At 69.9% G+C, this 18,842-nt stretch carries 13 protein-coding genes and 1 tRNA gene; 4 read left to right on the forward strand and 10 right to left on the reverse strand.

Annotated features, from left to right (window positions below; all coding sequences use genetic code 11):
- Nucleotides 1–115: 115 nt before the first annotated feature.
- The 7 genes from AVME950_RS22015 to AVME950_RS22045 form a co-directional block, all read right to left on the reverse strand.
- On the reverse strand, nt 116–1,363 hold the full coding sequence (locus tag AVME950_RS22015) for an MFS transporter (protein ID WP_284431464.1): 1,248 nt from the start codon (nt 1,361–1,363) through the stop codon (nt 116–118).
- Nucleotides 1,364–1,407: 44 nt separating this feature from the next.
- Entirely contained in the window at nt 1,408–2,232 is an 825-nt protein-coding gene (locus AVME950_RS22020) for a putative hydro-lyase (protein WP_284431465.1), read from the reverse strand.
- Between the two features lie 201 nt (nt 2,233–2,433).
- The gene (locus tag AVME950_RS22025; protein WP_284431466.1) at nt 2,434–3,342 is read right to left on the reverse strand and encodes a LysR family transcriptional regulator; all 909 of its coding nucleotides are present in this window, start codon (nt 3,340–3,342) and stop codon (nt 2,434–2,436) included.
- A gap of 31 nt (nt 3,343–3,373) precedes the next feature.
- Nucleotides 3,374–5,104 carry a phosphoethanolamine transferase gene (locus tag AVME950_RS22030; RefSeq protein ID WP_284431467.1) on the reverse strand — a complete coding sequence of 577 codons (1,731 nt, stop codon included), beginning with the start codon at nt 5,102–5,104 and terminating at the stop codon, nt 3,374–3,376.
- 82 nt (nt 5,105–5,186) lie between these two features.
- On the reverse strand, nt 5,187–6,050 hold the full coding sequence (fghA, locus tag AVME950_RS22035; RefSeq protein ID WP_284431468.1) for an S-formylglutathione hydrolase: 864 nt from the start codon (nt 6,048–6,050) through the stop codon (nt 5,187–5,189).
- Entirely contained in the window at nt 6,047–6,976 is a 930-nt protein-coding gene (locus AVME950_RS22040) for an alpha/beta fold hydrolase (protein WP_284431469.1), read from the reverse strand. Before AVME950_RS22040 ends, fghA begins: the two co-directional genes overlap by 4 nt.
- Before the next feature lie 32 nt (nt 6,977–7,008).
- Nucleotides 7,009–8,115: an S-(hydroxymethyl)glutathione dehydrogenase/class III alcohol dehydrogenase gene (locus tag AVME950_RS22045; protein ID WP_092744641.1), complete on the reverse strand. Its 1,107-nt coding sequence runs from the start codon at nt 8,113–8,115 to the stop codon at nt 7,009–7,011.
- Between the two features lie 353 nt (nt 8,116–8,468).
- On the opposite strand from AVME950_RS22045, the gene AVME950_RS22050 reads away from it, so the two are divergent.
- The 3 genes from AVME950_RS22050 (at nt 8,469) to AVME950_RS22060 (ending at nt 13,392) form a co-directional block, all read left to right on the forward strand.
- A complete protein-coding gene (locus tag AVME950_RS22050; RefSeq protein ID WP_284431470.1) occupies nt 8,469–9,452 on the forward strand; it encodes a GlxA family transcriptional regulator in 984 nt (327 codons plus the stop codon).
- Between the two features lie 148 nt (nt 9,453–9,600).
- Entirely contained in the window at nt 9,601–12,990 is a 3,390-nt protein-coding gene (locus tag AVME950_RS22055; protein WP_284431471.1) for a PAS domain S-box protein, read from the forward strand.
- A gap of 195 nt (nt 12,991–13,185) precedes the next feature.
- Nucleotides 13,186–13,392, forward strand: a complete 207-nt coding sequence (locus AVME950_RS22060; RefSeq protein WP_284406146.1) for a hypothetical protein — start codon at nt 13,186–13,188, stop codon at nt 13,390–13,392.
- Nucleotides 13,393–13,501: 109 nt separating this feature from the next.
- On the opposite strand, the gene AVME950_RS22065 is transcribed toward AVME950_RS22060, so the two are convergent.
- Nucleotides 13,502–13,578, reverse strand: a tRNA-Arg gene (locus AVME950_RS22065).
- A 226-nt stretch (nt 13,579–13,804) separates the two neighbouring features.
- Here AVME950_RS22065 and AVME950_RS22070 point away from each other — a divergent pair.
- Nucleotides 13,805–15,550: a cation:proton antiporter domain-containing protein gene (locus AVME950_RS22070; protein ID WP_284431472.1), complete on the forward strand. Its 1,746-nt coding sequence runs from the start codon at nt 13,805–13,807 to the stop codon at nt 15,548–15,550.
- Between the two features lie 178 nt (nt 15,551–15,728).
- Here AVME950_RS22070 and AVME950_RS22075 read toward each other — a convergent pair whose 3' ends face one another.
- Nucleotides 15,729–17,618 (reverse strand): M14 family metallopeptidase, encoded by a 1,890-nt coding sequence (locus AVME950_RS22075; protein ID WP_502869440.1) that lies wholly within the window; start codon nt 17,616–17,618, stop codon nt 15,729–15,731.
- A gap of 150 nt (nt 17,619–17,768) precedes the next feature.
- Nucleotides 17,769–18,842, reverse strand: a complete 1,074-nt coding sequence (locus AVME950_RS22080) for an endonuclease/exonuclease/phosphatase family protein (protein WP_284431474.1) — start codon at nt 18,840–18,842, stop codon at nt 17,769–17,771.

Here is an 18,842-nt window from a genome sequence, read left to right on the forward strand (position 1 = left end):
TGTTCGCAACGGTTGGATACATATGCAAGTTACGTGCTCGATCCGCACCCCGCGGCCTGCCACCCGGTGAAAACGGGCTCCCTTTTTGCCCTTTTCCGCACCGCGCAATGGTGGCTCAGTGGATGGGCGCGGCCTCGGGGCTCAGTTCCCGGCCCAGCGTTTCGGGCAGGGCGAGCGCCGCCACGATCACCAACCCGTAGCAGATGGCGGTGATCCAGCCGATTGTCTGGCCCAGCGGCAGCGTGTTGCTCAGCGTGCCGACCAGCGCCGGGCAGATGGCGCCGATGGCGCGGCCGAAGTTGTAGCAGAACCCCTGGCCCGAGCCCCGCACGTCGCTGGGGAACAGTTCTGACAAAAATGCGCCCATTCCGGAAAAGATGCCTGACAAAAAGAACCCCAGCGGAAAGCCCAGCACCAGCATCCACCCGTCCGTGATCGGGATCTGTGTGTACGCCAGCACCAGCGCCATGCCCATCGCCGCGAACAGGATGAAGCAGCGGCGCCGGCCGATCACGTCCGACAGCCACGCGCTGGTGAGGTAGCCCACGAACGAGCCGGCGATGAGCACCAGCAGGTAGGTGCTGGTGCCCAGCACGGACAGGTGCCGCTCGGTCTTGAGGAACGTCGGCAGCCAGGTGGTGACCGAGTAGTAGGCGCCCTGCATGCCGGTGGCCAGCAGGCTGGCCAGCACCGTGGTGCGCAGCAGCGAGGGGTGGAAGATGCGCAGGAAGCTGCCCTGCGTGCCGGCGGCGCGGGCACGGGCCTGGGCCGCCAGGTACACCGGCGGCTCCTGGATGTTGCGGCGGATGTAGATGATGAGCACGGCGGGCACGATGCCGATCCAGAACAGCACCTTCCAGGCGATCTCCGGCGGCAGCACCGAATAGACGCCCCAGAACGCCAGCGCCGAAGCGGCCCAGCCCACGGCCCAGCTGCTTTGCACCAGCCCGGCCGCCTTGCCGCGGTGCTTGGCCGAGATGGTTTCCGCGATCAGCACCGAGCCCACCGCCCATTCCCCGCCGAAGCCGAAGCCCTGCATGGCGCGGGTGAAGAACAGCTGGCCGAACGATTCGGTGAAGCCGCTCAGGAAGGTGAACAGCGTGAACCACAGCACCGTCCACTGCAGCACCCGCACGCGGCCGTAGCGGTCGGCCAGCACGCCCGCGGCCCAGCCCCCAATGGCGGAGGTGAGCAGCGCGCCGGTGGCGATGTAGCCGGCTTCCGCCTTGGACATGTTCCACGCGGCCAGCAGCGTGGGGATGAGGAAGGTGTAGATCATGTAGTCGAAGCCATCGACGCCATAGCCTGCGAAGGTGGCGGCCAGGGTGCGCCGCTCGGTGGGGGAGGTGTGCCGGAGCCACATGGTGCGAAGTCTTTCTTGGAAGGGGGGGGACAGGAAGGGCGGCGTCAGGCGGTCACCAGATCGCGGTTGAGCAGATCGGTGACCAGCATGTGCCCCGGCGCGTGGGTGATGCAGAAGGCGGGGCGGGCCGCCGCGATGGCGGCCTGGGGCGTCACGCCGCAGGCCCAGAACACCGGCAGCTCATGCGGCTGCACGGCCACGGCGTCTCCGTAGTCGGGCCGGGACAGATCGCGGATGCCGATGAGCGCCGGGTCGCCCAGGTGCACGGGGGCGCCGTGCACCTGCGGCATGCGCGAGGTGATCTGGATGGCGCGGATCGCGTCCGCGGCCGCCATGGGGCGCATGGAAACGACCAGCGGCCCGCGGAACGCGCCGCTGGGCTCGGTGGCGCGGTCGGTGCGGTACATGGACACGTTGCGGCCCTGGTCCACATGCCGCAGGCGAATGCCATCGGCCAGCAGCGCATGCTCGAACGAGAACGAGCAGCCGATGGCGAAGGTCACGAGGTCGTCGCGCCAGTGCTGGAAGAGGTCGGTGGGCGTGTCCACCTGCACGCCGTCGCGCCACACGGCATAGCGGGGCAGGTCGGTGCGGATGTCGATGTCCGCGCCCAGCGCGGGCAGAGCGGGCGAGCCGGGCTCGCTGACCGCCAGCACCGGGCAGGCGCGCGGGTTGCGCTCGCAGTAGCGTTGGAACTCGGTGGCCAGCGCCTGGGGCAGGATGGCCAGATTGACCTGCACGTAGTCGCTGGCCAGGCCGCTCGTGTGGTCCGCCAGTTGACCGGCGCGGGCGGCCGCGCGCACGTCTCGGGCGGTGGACCGGGCGGTCAGCCCGGCGGCGGCGCCGGGGGAAAGAACAGGGGATGGCATCGTCGTGAAAGCCCTGGAATGCGGGCCTGCGGTGGTGGCAATGCCGCGAATTCTGAAAGCCGCACGGCGGCGAATCCAACGCAAAATTTTGCGTTCACGTCATCGAAAAAATCGATGGCGACCACTGAATTTTCAATATTGCGAAAAGTGTGCCAATGCCATCCGGGCTTTCCCGGGGGCGCGTGCACTGCGACGGTGCGGTCAGCGCGGCGTGCGCTTTTTTCGGGCAGTCTGGGTCTGGGTCACGTACGCCTGGGCCGATTCCAGCACCGATTCGGTGATTCCCGAGCCAGGGTCTTCGCGATAGCTGGCGTGGATGGGCAGGGCGGTGAGCGCGCACGAGGCCCGCAAGATGTGCAGCGGCATGCGGTGCGACAGCCGTTGGGTGACGGCGCGCGGCAGCACCGCGATGCCGAATCCCGCTTCCACGAGCTGCAGCATGGCTGAAATCGACGAGATGGCGTGCATGCGCGGCACGGCCACGCCCGATTCCTGGAACAGCTGGAGCAGGCTCTGGTGCGGGTGCGAGCCCTTTTGGAATGTGATGAGGTCGTGCTGCGCCAGCCGCTGCAGGTCGTACCGCCCCGCGGAGTGCAGGGTGCGGTGCCCGACGAACACCAGCTCCAGCGGCGGCATGGTCCGCGTGCGCACCGCGGTGTCGGTGGCGGGCAGGGAGGTGAACACCAGGTCCTGCGCCCCGCGCCGCACCTGGTCCACCAGCACGGGCGAGGTTTCCACGGTCAGCTCCAGCTCGAAGTCGGGGCGGGTCTTGCGCATCTCCTGCAGCCAGCCGGTGAGCCAGCTGTGCACGACCGATTCGATGGCCCCGATGCGCAGCGCCACCGGCGCGTGCGGGCTGGTGCCCAGTTCTTCCTTCACCTGCCGCTGCAGTTCCAGAAGGCGAACGGCCAGCAGCTGAAAGCGCTGCCCCGCGGCGGTGAGGCGGAACAGGCGCTCGCGCCGGTCCAGCAGGATCACGCCCAGTTCCTCTTCCAGCGCGGCGATGCGGCTGGACAGGGCGGACTGCGTGATGTGCAGCTTTTCGGCCGCCCGCGTGATGCTCTTGAGCGAGGCGGCCCAGTGGAAGGCTTCGACAAACCGCAGGTTCATGGGCGCGATTGTCGCCGCGCGGCGGGGGGGGTCAGCCTGCGGCGGCAGCGTTCCGGCAGGTGGCGAACATGTCCTTCGACGCCTCGTAAACGCTGGTCTGCACGTCCATCAGTCCGAGGATGGAGTGAAAGTAGTTGTCGTGCGACAGGCGCCGCTCGCCCAGGTCCTTTTGCAGGCAGGCGGTGGCCGTGCGGGTGCGCGACTGCATGGCGGGCGACAGCCAGGTGATCCACGGCACATGCTTTTGCACATCGGGCGCGATGGCGTAGGGCATGCCGTGCAGGTAGATGTTGTTCTCGCCCAGCGACTCGCCGTGGTCGGCCACGTACATCATCGCGGTCTGCGCGGTGCCCGACTGCGCGGCCAGCCACTGGATGGTGGCATTGAGGAAATGGTCGGTGGACACGATGCTGTTGTCGTACGCGTTGACCACTTCCTGGCGCTGGCATTCCTGCAGCGCCGAGGTCCGGCATTCGGGCTGGAAGGTCTTCTGCGAAGGCAGCGACCGCTTGAAATACGCCGGGCCGTGGCTGCCCATCTGGTGCAGCACCACCACGGTCCCGCGCGCCCGCTGATCGGCCGGCAGCGCCGCGATGCGGGCGTCCAGGCCCTTGAGCATCACGTCGTCCAGGCATTCCTTACCGTCCGCGCACCACTGGGGGTCGTCGGGCTTGGCCGAGGTGCTGGCCTCGGCCACGCGGTCGCACACGCCCTTGCAGCCCGACTGGTTGTCCACCCACAGCACGGCCAGACCGGCATGCTGCAGCACGTCCAGCAGCCCCTCGGAGCGGATGTGGCTGGCCTCGTAGGCGGTGCGCCCCAGGTTGGAGAACATGCAGGGCACGGAGGCCGCCGTGCTGGTGCCGCAGGACCAGGCGTTGCGGGCACTGGCGAGGTCGTTGCGCGCGGACAGCTCGGGCGTCGTCGGGCGGCCGTAGCCGTTGAGGCCGAAATTGCCGCTGCGCCCGGTCTCGCCCAGCACCAGCACCAGCAGCGGCGGTTTGCCCTGGCCGGCATAGGACGCCCCCAGCCTGGCATCGCGCCCCAGTGGCATCAGCGGGCCGGCATCCCGGCGCAGGGGGCGCGCAGCGGCATTGCCCACGGCATAGATGCTGTTCAGGGGGTTGACCAGATAGCGCAGCTGCGTGTGGTTGCGCATGGCGGAGGAAAAATCCTGGAACACGGCGAAGACCAAGCCCGCGGCCAGGGCCAGCGAGCCCAGCAGCAGCAGGCCGTGGAACACCATCTGCCGGGCAACGCCGAGCGGTTTCACACGGGTGCGCGCCAGCCACCACAGGGGCGGCCCTGCCAGCGCCACGATCGTGAGCGGCAGGCGCCAGTCGAGCAGGTCGGCCGCCTCGCGCGGATCGGTCTGCAGGACGTTGGTGATCATGCCGGTGTCGATCACGATGCCGTAGGCCGTCATGAAGTAAGAACCAAGAGCGGCCAGCAAGATACCCACGGCCAGCATGGGCTTGAGAAGGCGACCCCACGCGAGAAAGCCGATGACCGCGGCATTGGCGGCGGCCACTGCCAAGACGAATGCCATCAGGAACGCCCAGCCGCGCAGGCTGTGGGCATTGGGCAATTGCAGAAGAGCCCGCCACAAAGGCACATTGCAGGCCGTGGCCAGCCAGAGGCTGATGATGGTGATGATCCAAGCCGGATGCAGGGCGTTGCGAAGGTCCAGCCCCGCATGTCCCAACGCTCCCTTGCTCGTCTTTGTAATAAGCCGCAACTGCGGCTGCAGAATGTGAGCCATGGCGCATTCTTGAGCGCCAGCCTTAAGTGCAAATTAAGGGCTTACCCGTGGCGTTACAAAACGGGTAGGTGGGCCCGCCGGCCTATGCCAACTGCCCGGCGTGGTGCGCCAGATGGTCCTCGATGAAGGTCTGGATGAAGTAGTACCCGTGGTCGTACCCCTCGTGGCGGCGCAGGGTGAGCGGCTGCCCGATGGCCTGGCATGCGGCTTCGAAGCGCTCGGGGTAAAGCTGCTCGGCGAGGAATTTGTCGCCCAGCCCCTGGTCGATCAGGATGCCGGCCGGGTAGGGGGCCAGCGGCTGGTTTTCCATGAGCACCGTGGCGTCATGCTCGCCCCACGCCGTGCGGTCCGCGCCCAGATAGCCGGTGAACGCCCGCTCTCCCCAGGGGCACTGCGTGGGCGCGCAGATCGGCGCCAGGGCCGAGAGCGACCGGAAGCGGCCGGGATGGCGCAGCGCCAGCGTCAGCGCTCCATGGCCGCCCATGGAGTGGCCGAAGACGCCCAGGCGGTCCAGGTCGATCGGCAGGTGCCGGCCCAGCAGGGGAAGCAGTTCCTGAACGAGGTAGCTTTCCATGCGCCAGTGCGTGCGCCATGGGGCTTGGGTCGCATCGAGGTAGAAGCCCGCGCCGATGCCGAAATCCCAACGGGCGGTGGCGTCCGGCAGGGCCTCCACCGCGGCGCCGCGGGGGCTGGTGTCGGGCGCGATCAGTGCCAGGCCCAGTTCCGAGGCCCGGCGTTGCGCGCCGGCCTTGACCATGAAGGTCTCTTCGTTGCACGTCAGCCCCGCCAGGTACAGCACCGCGGGCACCGGGCCGTGGGCGGCCTGCGGCGGCAGGTACACCGAGAACTTCATCGGCAGGCCGATCTCGGTGGAGTCGTGTTGGTAAAAGCGCTGGGTGCCGCCGAAGCTGCGGTGTTCTGACAGGGTCTGGAGGGGATGGGTCATGGCGTGGGAAGTGAAGAAGAAGGCGTGGCACGGACCAGTTCGAGCACCGCATCGGCAAAGGCCTCGGGGGCCTCCTGCGGCAGGTTGTGGCCGGCGCCGGGCACCCAGCGGTGCGTGCGCAGGCCGCTGAACTTCGCGGCATGGGCCGAGGCATCGGCCGGCGGGCGAACCCCGTCGTCCACGCCGTCGAAGGTGATGGCCGGCACGCGGATGGCCGGCTGCGCCGCCAGGCGCGATTCGATCCCGGCGTACGCCGGATCGCCCGTGACCAAGCCGAAGCGGTGGCGGTACGAGTGGATCACCACGTCCACGAAGTCGGGGTTGTCGAACGCGGCGGCGCTGCGCTCGAAGGTGGCCTCGTCGAACGTCCAGGTCGGCGACCACGACTGCCACAGCAGGCGGGTGAGGGCCCGCCGGTCGTTCGCCAGGCCGGCCGCGCCCCGTGCGCTGTGAAAGTAGTACTGGTACCACAGGCGCTGTTCGTTGGCCGGCGTGTCGGGCGCCATGGCCCGGCCGATGTCCTGGATGTTGTAGCTGTTGAGCGAAACCAGCCCCGCGCACCGCTCGGGCCACAGCGCCGCGACCACGCAGGCCGCGCGCCCGCCCCAGTCGTAGCCGGCGAGCACCGCGCGCTCGATCGCCAGCGCATCGAGCAGCGCCAGCAGGTCCGCGCCCAATGCCGCCTGCTCGCCCGAGCGGGGCGTGGCCGCGCTCAGGAACCGCGTGGGGCCGTACCCCCGCAGGAACGGCACCACCACCTGGCACCCTTGCGCAGCCAGCCGCGGCGCGACCTCGGCATAGGCATGGATGTCGTAGGGAAAGCCGTGCAGCAGCACGACGGGCGGCCCCCCGGCGGGGCCCGCCTCGAAATACGCGACGTCGAGCACGCCGGCCTCGATCCGGCGCAGGGGTTCCATGCGGTCCATGGCGGGCACCATCGGGGTCTGCCGCGGGGCGGTCAGTAGATGACCACGCCGCGGATCGACTCGCCGCGCTTCATCAGGTCGAACCCGTGGTTGATGTCGGCCAGGGGCATGGTGTGGGTGATCAGGCTGTCGATGTCGATCTTGCCCTCCATGTACCAGTCCACGATCTTGGGCACGTCGGTGCGGCCCCGGGCGCCGCCGAAGGCCGAGCCTTCCCACTTGCGGCCCGTCACGAGCTGGAAGGGGCGCGTGCTGATCTCGGCGCCGGCCTCGGCCACGCCGATGATGATGCTGCGGCCCCAGCCCTTGTGCGTGCACTCCAGCGCCTGGCGCATCACCTTGGTGTTGCCGATGCATTCGAAGGAATAGTCCGCGCCGCCGTCGGTCAGCTGCACGATGGCGTCCACCACGTTCTCGACCTCATTCGGGTTGATGAAGTGCGTCATGCCGAACTGGCGCGCCATCTCCTGGCGGGCGGGGTTGATGTCCACGCCGATGATCTTGTCCGCGCCCACCATCTTGGCGCCCTGGATCACGTTCAGGCCGATGCCGCCCAGGCCGAACACCACCACGTTCGCGCCGGCCTCCACCTTGGCAGTGAACAGCACCGCGCCGATGCCGGTGGTCACGCCGCAGCCGATGTAGCAGACCTTGTCGAACGGGGCGTCCTCGCGGATCTTGGCCAGCGAGATCTCGGGGGCCACGGTGTAGTTGCTGAACGTGCTCGTGCCCATGTAGTGGAAGATGGGCTGGCCGTCGATGCTGAAGCGGCTGGTGGCGTCCGGCATCAGGCCCTTGCCCTGCGTGCCGCGGATCAACTGGCACAGGTTGGTCTTGCGCGACAGGCAGAACTTGCATTGGCGGCATTCGGGCGTGTACAGCGGGATCACGTGGTCGCCCTTCTTGAGCGTGGTCACGCCCGGCCCCACGTCCACCACGATGCCGGCGCCTTCGTGGCCCAGGATGGCGGGAAAGATCCCTTCCGGGTCGGCGCCGGAGAGGGTGTAGTAGTCGGTATGGCAAATGCCGGTGGCCTTGATTTCGACCAGCACCTCGCCGAATTTCGGGCCCTGCAGGTCCACGGTTTCGATGGTGAGGGGTTCTCCGGCCTTCCAGGCGACGGCGGCTTGGGTTTTCATGGGATGGGGCTCCTGTCAGTGGGTGGTTCGGTGGCTCGCAAAAGGGAGGGGCACGGCGGCGTTTTATGCCGGCGGGCGCGGCGCCTCGGGCGGCTGCAGCAGTCTTTCTAGCAGATGCGGCAGGTCTGGCCGCCTGGCATGGCCGGATCGGCCGGCGACAATCGCTGCGCCAATCCGGCCCGGGCGGCGCCCGGACGGTCCTGCATGCCGGTGCCGCGAGCGTAAAAGCGTTTGGCCCGCTCCGCCGCGCGCCGCGCGGGCCCCGGCCGTGTTTGGCCGCCGTGCCGGGCATCTTGGCCGCTGGAGCGGGTCGTGCCGCCCGCCGTCTTTTGATTTCTTGGTTTCTGCCCGTCATGTCCACTCCCTACACCGTCGATATCGTCGTCTACCCCGGCTTCAAGGCCCTGGAGGCGATCGGCCCCATGTCGGTGTTCGACTATGCCAACGTGCACCTGGCGCGGCGCGGCCAGCCGCCGGGCTATGCGGTGTCGGTGGCGGCTCAAGGGCTGGGCGACGTGCCTTCCGACACGGCCATGTCGCTACGGGCCACGCGCCAGCTGGGGCAGGGGCCCGATCCGCACATCGCGCTGGTGGTGGGGTCGCGCGACATCGAGACGGCGCTGGCGGCCTCCCCCGGCGTGGTGGCCTGGGCGGCGGCCACGGCGCCGCGGGTGCGGCACATGGTGGCACTGTGCTCGGGCAGCTTCTTCCTGGGGGCGGCCGGCCTGCTGGACGGCGCGCAGGCGGCCACGCACTGGAGCGTGGCCGATCTGCTGCAGCGCCGTTTCCCCGCCGTGCGCGTGGATGCCGACGCGATCTACGTGCGCAGCGGCAACCTGTGGACCTCGGCCGGGGTCACCGCCGGCATCGACCTGGCGCTGGCCCTGGTGGAGGAGGACTTCGGCCGCACCCTGGCGCTGGAGGTGGCGCGCGACCTGGTGATGTACTTGAAGCGCCCCGGCGGGCAATCGCAGTTCAGCATGCACCTGGCCAGCCAGGGCACGCGCCACCCGGGCATCCGCGAGGTGCAGGCGTGGGTGCTGTCGCACCTGGCCGAGTCCCTGCCCCTGCAGCAGCTCGCTTCGCGGGCGGCCATGAGCGAGCGCAACTTCCGCCGGGTGTTCCTGCAGGAATGCGGGCAAAGCCCCTCGGACTTCATCGAGACCGCCCGGCTGGAAGGCGCCCGCCGGCTGCTGGAGGAAGAGAACGGCCTGCCGCTCAAAACCGTGGCGGCGCGGGTGGGCTTTCGGTCGGACGAGCCGCTGCGCCGGCTGTTCCTGCGCCGCCTGGGGATCACCCCGCAGGCCTACCGCGAGCGGTTCGGCGGGCCGGGCTGAGCCCCGGCGCTGCGGCCCGGCTGGCACTCGGGCCTTTTGGAAAAAAGGCATGATGCCAGGCTGAGCAGCCTCGGGAGACCGCCGGCAACGGCCGGGCCGGACTGCACATCGACACCCAACGAGCGAGCGATTCAAAGGTTTTTTCTCAATGCACACCGTCCCCGGCCCAGCGGCCGCCGGCTCTGCCGATTCCCCGGGTAGCCGCCCCGACGCGCGAGCGATCTCCGAGTTCGATTGGTCCCTGACCCCCCTGGGGCCCGCCGTGCACTGGCCGCAGTCCGTGCAGGCCGCGATCGCGCAGTGGAGCGAGGCCGCCGCGCCATCGGCACCCTTGCCGGATACCGACATCCGCAACCGCCAGATCCTGGACAGCGCCATCGACTACGCCATTATCGCGTTCGACCTGCAGGGCCAGGTCACGCGGTGGAACGAAGGTGCCCGCCGCGTGCTCGGCTGGACGGAATCCGAAATGCTGGGCCACGACGCCGCCCGGATCTTCACCCCCGAGGACCGCGCCGCGCACCGCATGGAGATGGAGATGCAGGCCGCGCTCACGCGGGGCGTGGGCACCGACGAGCGCTGGCACGTGCGCAAATCCGGCGAGCGCTTCTGGGCCAACGGCGAGATGACGCCGATCCGCGATGGTGACGGCACGCCGATCGGCTTCGTGAAGGTGCTGCGCGACCGCACCGAGCAGCACCGCGCCGCCGAGGCGCTGCGCCAGTCCGAAGAACGCCTGCACCGCGCGCAGAACGCGGGCGGCGTGGGCACGTTCTCCCTCGAACTGGCCACCGACCTGCTGTACGGCACGCGCGAGTTCTATCGCATCTTCGGCGTGCCCGAGGCCGAGACCATCCCCGCCAAGGCGCTGGAAGCGCTGGTGATTCCCGAGGACGCCGAGGTCCGCTCCGCCCGCGAAACCCGCAACGCCGAATCGGCCCCGCTGGATGTGGAGTACCGCATCCGCCGCGCCACCGATGGCGCCCTGCGCTGGATCGCCCGCAAGGCCGAATTCGTGCGCAGCCCGGACGGTGCGATCGTTCGCATGGTCGGTGTGGTGCAGGACATCACTGACCGCAAGGCGGCGCTGCAGGCGGTGGCCGACAGCGCGGCGGAGTTCCGCACCTTCGCCCAGTCGCTGCCCAGCCACGTGTGGACCGCCCGGAGCGATGGCCAGCTGGACTGGTTCAACGACCGGGTGTATGAGTACAGCCAGGCCGAACCGGGCACGCTGGACGGCGACGGATGGAAGAGCCTCGTGCACCCCGAAGACCTGCCGGCGGTGTCCCAGCTGTGGCAGGCGAGCGTCGCCTCCGGCGAACAGTATGAAACCGAGTTCCGCATCCGCCGCGCGGACGGCGAGATGCGCTGGCATCTGGTGCGGGCGCTGCCCCTGCAAACGGGGGGCGGGGCCATCAGCCGGTGGATCGGCACCAGCACCGACATCCACGAGCAAAAGCTCGTGCAGGCCGAAAGCGTGCGCGACCGCAACCGCCTGTGGGCGCTCTCGCGCGAACTCATGCTGGTGTGCGACTTCCAGGGCGTGATCGCCGCGGTCAATCCCGCCGCCACGCGCCTTCTGGGATGGGAGAAGCCCCAGATGGCCGGCCACGCCGTGGCCGAATTCATCCACCCCGAAGATGCCGAGGGCATGGCCGCCGAACTGGCCAAGCTGGAGGCCGGCGCGCCCACGCTGGTGTTCGAGAACCGCTGGCGCAAGGAAGACGGCAGCTACCGCCTGCTGAGCTGGACCGCCGTGCCCGAGGAGGGCCTGGTCCATGCGGTGGCGCGCGATGTGACGCGCGAGCGCACGGCCGAAGAGGCGCTGCGCCAGTCGCAAAAGCTCGAAGCCATCGGCCAGCTCACCGGCGGGGTCGCGCACGATTTCAACAACGTGCTGGCGGTCATCCGAACGTCGATCGACCTGCTGCGGCGCGTGCAGCTCACCGACGAGCGGCGCCACCGTTTCATGGAGTCCATCTCCAACGCGGTGACGCGGGCGACCAAGCTCACGGGCCAGCTGCTGGCCTTCGCGCGGCGCCAGGCCCTGCAGCCCACGGTGTTCGATGCCGGGCACAACACCCGGGCGGTCAGCGACATGATCGCCAGCCTGGCGGGCGCGCGCATCGAGATCGAGCTGAACCTGGCGGAGACGGCCTGCTTCGTGCACGCCGACCCGAGTCAGTTCGACACCGCCCTGGTGAACCTCGCCGTCAATGCCCGCGACGCCATGCAGGGCAGCGGCAAGCTCACCATCGAGGTGCGGGCCGTCTCCGAGATTCCCGCGCTGCAGTCGCAGCCCGCGGTGCCGGGCAAATTCGTGGCCGTGTCCATCATCGACAGCGGCACGGGCATCGCGCCGGAGCACCTCACGCAGATCTTCGAGCCCTTTTTCACCACCAAGGGCGTGGGCCACGGCACGGGACTGGGCCTGTCGCAGGTGTTCGGCTTCGCCAAGCAGTCCGGCGGCGACATCCGTGTGGAAAGCACGCTGGGTGAGGGCAGCCGTTTCACCCTGTACCTGCCGCGTGCCGCGCGCCCCGGCTACGACGCGCAGGCCGCCGAGGGCGACGACCGGCTGGCCCTGGGCAACGGCGGCTGCGTGCTGGTGGTGGAGGACAACGCGGAAGTGTCCGCGTCCGTCGAGCAGACCCTGCACGAACTGGGCTACACCACCGTGGTCACGGCCAGCGGCGAGAAGGCGCTGGAGGCCTTGAAGGCCGGCCCGGGCCGCTTCGTGGCAGTGTTCTCCGACGTGGTCATGACCGGCATGAGCGGCATCGAGCTGGGCCGTGAGATCCGCCAGCGCTACGGCGCGACTCTGCCCATCGTGCTGTCCAGCGGCTACAGCTACGTGCTGGCGCAAAGCCCCGACCACGGCTTCACGCTGCTGCCCAAGCCTTATTCGCTGGACGAACTGGCCCAGGTGCTGCACGACAGCATCCACCGCGGCGCGGACGCCGCGCGGCCGCGCCGCCGCAAGGTGCGCGCGGCACTGCCCCCATCGGCCGCGGCGGATGCGGCGCAGTCGGAACTGCTGCGCCAGGCCGAACTGGAATCCATGCGCATCCTGGACACCGACGAGGAAGCGGCCTTCGACGAGTTCGCCCGGCTGGCGGCGGCCCTGTGCCAGACGCCCATCGCGCTCGTTTCGCTGGTGGATGCCGACCGGCAGTGGTTCAAGGCCAAGGTGGGGCTGGCAGCGCGGCAGACGCCCCGCGCGCATTCCTTCTGCGCCCACGCGATCCAGGTGCCGGAAAGCGTGATGATCGTGAGCGATACCTCGCGGGACGAACGCTTTGCCGACAACCCGCTGGTGACGGGCGAGCCCAACATCAAGTTCTATGCCGGCGCGCCGCTCATCACCTCGACCGGGCAGGCGCTCGGAACGCTGTGCGTGATCGACCGGGTGCCGCGTGAGCTGGAGGCCCGGCAGGTGGAGATGCTGCAGTTCCTGGCCGCCCAGTTGGTCGAGCGGCTGGAGTCGCGCCGCGCGGCGCTGCCGGATGCCCCGGCACGGCCGTCCCCGTCGCAGTAGCCCGTCCACCGCATTCCGCCCGGCCACCGGACCGTTATCCCCCTTTGATCCGCCAGCCGGCGGGGGGAAGGGGCGCGCGCGGGTGGTGTCGGATTGCGCCTACGCCGGCCGGCCCGGCCTTCCGACGCGCTGCGCTGCGGTGCGGGCGCCCAATGGCAGCCCCAGACGACGGGTCTGTTTTTGGAGGGTTTCCCCATGTTTTCCAACCCGGCTGTTCCCTCGCCGCTGCGTTTCGGCGAAAGCGCCCCCTCCGCCCAGATGGGGGAATTCGGCGGCCTCGGCCTCCAGTGGCAACAGGGCGATGGCGCCATCGATGGAGACGGCCAGCAGGCCTTCCGCTCTGCCGCATCCGAGTACCAATACGGCGACAGCTGCCGTTTCGAGACCCAGGCCCAAGGCTGAAGCCCGGGGTTGTCGACAGCGCGCTTTCCGCACCGCCACTGGATGCAAGGCGTGGGCAGGCACTGAATCGATACCGGGGATTGCGCCGACGGTGGTTGAAAAAATGGATTGGCCTGCCCGGAGGGACTCGAACCCCCGACCTATTGCTTAGAAGGCAATTGCTCTATCCGGTTGAGCTACGGGCAGACGGAAAAAGAAAAAAGACGCGGGGCCTTCAGGCCCTGCAGCACGGGCCAAACGCTGTGTGGCACATCGGGACGATGGCAGGCGGGTCCGTGCGAGGCGTGAATGATACCTGCCTGCCGGGGCCTTCCCGGTCTTTTTGGCCCCTGGCGTTTTGCGGCAACCGGGGGCTTGCGGGTATAACGCAAGGGCAGGCGCCCATCGGGTGCGCCCGCTCCCCCATCACCCCATGCCGCACAGCCTCTCACTCATCAACACCATTGCCGCGGCGCTGGGCCTGGCGCTCGTGCTGGGCTTCATCGCGACCCGGATCCGCCTGCCGGCCCTGGTGGGCTATCTGCTCGCGGGGGTGGTGATCGGCCCCTTCACCCCGGGTTTCGTGGCCGATGGCGAAATGGCCAGCCAGCTGGCGGAGATCGGGGTGATGCTGCTGATGTTCGGCGTGGGGCTGCATTTTTCGCTGGGCGACCTGCTGGCGGTGCGCAAGATCGCCGTGCCCGGGGCGCTGGTGCAGATGGCGGTGGCCACGCTGCTGGGCATGGGCCTGGCGCTGTGGTGGGGCTGGGGCCTGGGCGGGGCGCTGGTGTTCGGCCTGGCGCTGTCGGTGGCCAGCACCGTGGTGCTCTTGCGGGCGCTGGAGACGCTGGGCATCCTGGATTCGTACACCGGCCGCATTGCCGTCGGCTGGCTGGTGGTGGAGGACCTGGCCATGGTGCTGGTCCTGGTGCTGCTGCCGCCGCTGGCGCAGTGGCTGAACGGCACCGCCGGGGCGGGCAGCACGGGCGAGCTGTGGAAGGCGCTGGGCTGGACCATCGCGCAGGTGGGCGGCTTCGTCGCGCTGATGCTGGTGGTGGGGCGGCGGGTTTTCCCTTGGATCCTCTGGCAGGTGGCGCGCACCGGCTCGCGCGAGCTGTTCACGCTGTGCGTGGTGGCGGCGGCGGTGGGCATCGCCTTCGGCTCCGCCGCGCTCTTCGGCGTGTCGTTCGCGCTGGGGGCGTTCTTCGCCGGCATGGTGATGCGCGAGTCGGAGTTCAGCCACCGCGCCGCCCAGGAGTCGCTGCCGCTGCGCGATGCGTTCGCGGTGCTGTTCTTCGTCTCCGTGGGCATGCTGTTCAACCCCTGGGTGCTGGTGGAGCGCCCCTTCCAGGTGCTGGCCGTGGTGGCCATCATCATCCTGGGCAAGACGCTCGCGGCGGCCGCCCTGGTGCTGGCCTTCCGCTACCCGCTGAACACGGCGCTCACGGTGTCGGCCAGCCTGGCGCAGATCGGCGAGTTCTCTTTCATCCTGGTGGGCCTGGGCGCCTCGCTGGGGCTGCTGCCGCCGGAAGGGGCCAGCCTGGTGCTGGCCGGTGCGCTCATCTCGATCGCGGTCAACCCGCTGCTGTTCCATGCCATCGCCCCGCTGCAGGAGTGGCTGCGCGCCCGCTCGGCCCTGGCGCGCCGGCTGGAGCAGCGCGACGACCCGCTGGCGGAGCTGCCCCTGAGCACGCACCGCCGGTACCTCGCGCGCCAGGTGGTGCTGGTCGGCTACGGGCGCGTGGGGCGGCGCATCGCGGCGGCGCTGTCGGAGAGCGACATTCCCTTCGTCGTGGCCGAGCAGAACCGCGACCTGGTGGAGACGCTGCGCAACGGCGGCATGGCGGCGGTCTACGGCGACGCGGTGGAGCCGGCCGTGCTGATCCAGGCGCACATCGCCCGGGCGCACATGCTGGTGATCGCCACGCCGAACACGCTGGACGTGCGCCAGATCATCGCGACGGCGCGCACGCTCAACCCGGAGATCGAAACCGTGGTGCGCAGCCACAACGAGGCCGAGGCCCGGCTGCTGGAGCAGGAAGAGGGCGTGGCCAAGGTGTTCCTCGGCGAGGAGGCGCTGGCCGCGGCGATGACCTCGCATGTCCTGGGCCGCGCCGGCGAGCGCCAGGCCGAGGCGACGGCGCCGGGCGCGCTGGAGGAGCGGCACGCTTCGGTTTGAGCCGAATCGGGCTCCACGGCATGATTGACTAGGGCATATTGCTACTATTTTTGTAGCAATCTGCGGGGCCTTGGCGCGCCTCATCTCGTCTTTCCGTCTGCCCGTCTGTCCGTCAGGTCGTCAGGTCGTCTGCAGGCCGGCGCCGTGGCGCTGGCCCCGCGCCTGTCTTGCCCCGGCTTCAGTCGGCCTCTTCGAACACCAGCGACGGCGTGGCCATGACCCGGGCCGTGTCGCCCAGCGCCGGGATCAGGTGGTTGGCGAAGTAGCTGTTCTGCGTGTCGGGCTCCAGCGCGGCGACGGCCAGGTTGGCCAGGGGCTGGTTCAGCGGCACGTAGTAGCTGCCTTCGGGCACGTCGATGGCGGTGCGCACGGTGGTCACGCGCACGCGGGTGATGTCCTGCTGGCCGGCGATGGTGCCGCGCACGTCCTGGCGCACGCCTTCCTCGCGGCCGGTTTCCTGGTAGCTGTCGCTCAGGAGCGAACCCGGCTCGGCCACGCGCATGACCTGCAGCCCGAGCAGCTTGAGCCGTTCGGCCGCCTGGCCCGCCGTGGGCGAGAGCCAGTAGCCGCAAGGGCGGGGGCGCGAGGCGACGGTGCGCAATTCGAGCGACGAGTTCCAGTCCACGCGCACGGTGCGGTCCGCGCCCGTCGCGGGGTCGAGCATGACGAGGTCGCGTTGCGTGGCGGTCGGCCCCGCCTCGATGGCGACCTGGCCGCGGCAGGCCTGCGCCGCGGTGTCGCGCACCACGAACGAACGCACCTGCTCCAGGTTGCCGGCCCGCTCGGCCGTGCTGCGCAGCGCGCTGGACAGCGCGGTCACCTGGGCATGCACGCGGCGCTGGATGTCCAGCCGCCCGATGCCCACGCCGCGCGTCTCCACCAGCAGGCTGACCGCGTTCTTGAGGCCGTTCACGTTGCGGCCCGTGTCGGGCTGCGTGCCGCCCATCGACACGCGGCGGTCCTGCGGGTCGGTGGAGGTGGTGTAGTACCACTCGCTGGTCAGGCCCTGGCCCTGCAGAGCGGCCGCCATGGGCTGGTGGTACCACTCGCGCGCCGCCTTGGTGAGGAACTCGGGCACGTTGGCCGTGGTGGCGTACTGCAGCAGCGCGTCGTACTTCTGGATGGCGCCGAACTTCTCCAGGAAGCGGCCGGCGACGGTGTATTCGTGCGCATCGAGCACGGCGATGGGGCGGTAGTCCCGCGTGAGCCGCGCCAGGGCCTGGGCTTCGGGCGTGTTCAGCAGCAGGTGGTCGCGGTTCATGTCCGTGCCGTTGGCCGTGGCGCGGGTGCCGGCCTCGGCGCCGTCCGGGTTGGCGCGCGGCACCACGACCACGTTGATGCGGTCCAGCAGCGGCTCCAGCAGGCCCTGCGACAGTTCGCGCGCCATCACCAGCAGGGCTTCGCCGCCGGCGGGCTCGTCGCCGTGCTGCTGCCCGATGAGCAGCACCGTGGGCTTGCCGCTCGCATCCAGGCTGGCCACGTCGGTGTTGGGCGCGTGCGTGAGCACCAGGGCCTGCAGGGGCGTGCCGCGCTGGGACATCCCCAGGTCCAGCACCGTGGCCTTGGTGGCGCCCTGCGGCGTGGCGGCGAGCTGCCGCAGCCACTGGGCGGCCTCGGCATTGGTGGTGAAGGCGCGGCGCCCATCGGCCAAGCCGGGGGTGTCGTAGTGCACGGCCGGCGCGGGGAAGCGGGCGGCGACCGCCGCGCTGTAGGGCAGGTCGGCCGGGGGCGCGGCCGCGGCGGGCGGCGTGGCGCCGGGCGCGGGCTCCGCGCTGGGAATGATGGGGGTGGACAGCACCGGCGAGGTGACGACCTCGGCGCGCTGGGTGCCCAGCGGCGGCGGCACCACGCGCGCGGTCTGGGGCCGGGGCGCCGCGGGCACCGTGGCCTGGGGCGGCGCGGAGGAGGGCCAGGGCGGCAGCGGGGTGCTGCTGCATGCCGCCAGCACGGCCGAGGCGAGGACCGTGCTGCAAGTCCACAAGGTGCGCGCTTTCCAAGGCTCCGCGCCGGCAGGGCCGGCCAGGGGAGGCGATGAAAGGGCACGTTGGTGGGGAATGGGCTGTTTCATGGTCTGTGGGTCCGGCCAAGGGGGCTGCTATGGGGCTGCGCCGATGTTACCCGGCGTTGCAGACGGGGCCTGTCGGCCAAACACGCGGCTCTGCCGGGTTTTCGCGCAGGGCCGCGGCGGCGCGGCCGGGCTGCGCACGGCGGGCGCCGGTCAGGCCGCAGGCGGCACGGCGGACGTCGTGGGCCTTGTGGGCGTGGGGGCGGGCATCGGCAGGCGCAGCAAGGCGCGGACGAAGCCGTGGTCGGAGCGCGTGCGGTCGCGCCCCTCGTGCAGGTGGTCGTTGAAATAATCGACCCGCCGCACGTCGCCGGTATTCGGGCCCGACCGGGCGCTGGGCACGAACTCCTCGCTGACCAGAATCTGGTCCAGCACCGCGGGCATGCCCTGGTGGATGTGCGAGTAGGCCACGTCCTTTTTCAGGGCGGCGTCGCCCTGCACGTCGTAGGCGTTGTACAGGGCCACGTCGCGCGCGCTGCGGTCATAGGCCACCTCGGTGGTCGCGCAGATGAGCTGCGTGGTCACGCTGTCGGGCGTGTCGTTGAAGTCGCCCAGCAGCACCAGCGGCACGTCGGTGCGCTGCAGCAGGTCCACGACCAGGCAGCGCAGCGCCGCCGCTTCCACGCCGCGCATGATGAGCGAGCGCAGCGAAGCCAGGGCCGCGACCTTGCGGTCGTCGCGGTCCTCCAGTGGCTGCCCGAGGGCGTCGAGCAGGAACTTGGGGCGTTTGGATTTGAGGTGCGCCGTGACCACGTTCACCGTCTGGCCGTGCTTCATGCGCAGGGTGGCCAGCAGGGGCGGGCGTTCAAACCGGTGGTGCGTTCCCAGGCCCGGCACATCGACCGCCAGCGCGGGCGGAAACTCCGCTATCGAGCGCAGCGATTCGACGCGCAACCGCGTGGCGATGCCCACGCGCGGCGTGCCCTGGGCGCCGTGCGAGGCGCCGGTGTTCTCGGCGCCGGGCACGCTCACGAAGTCGTAGCGCAGGCCGCTGCGGCCGATGGCCGTCTGCAGGGCCTGTTCGTCCCACACCTCCTGCACGGCCAGCACATCGGCATTCAGCGCGCGCAGGCGCCCGCCGAGCCAATCGACCTTGCGTTCGAATTCGGCCTGGGTGTAGGCGTCCTGGTTGGGATAGAACACCCGCCCGGGCAGGGCGAGGTTCAGGGTGTTGCAGGTGGACACCAGCAAGGTGTCCATGGGCCGCGCGGGATCGGCAGGGCGCAT

The sequence above is a fragment of the Acidovorax sp. SUPP950 genome (assembly GCF_030158935.1).
GTDB lineage: Bacteria > Pseudomonadota > Gammaproteobacteria > Burkholderiales > Burkholderiaceae_C > Paracidovorax.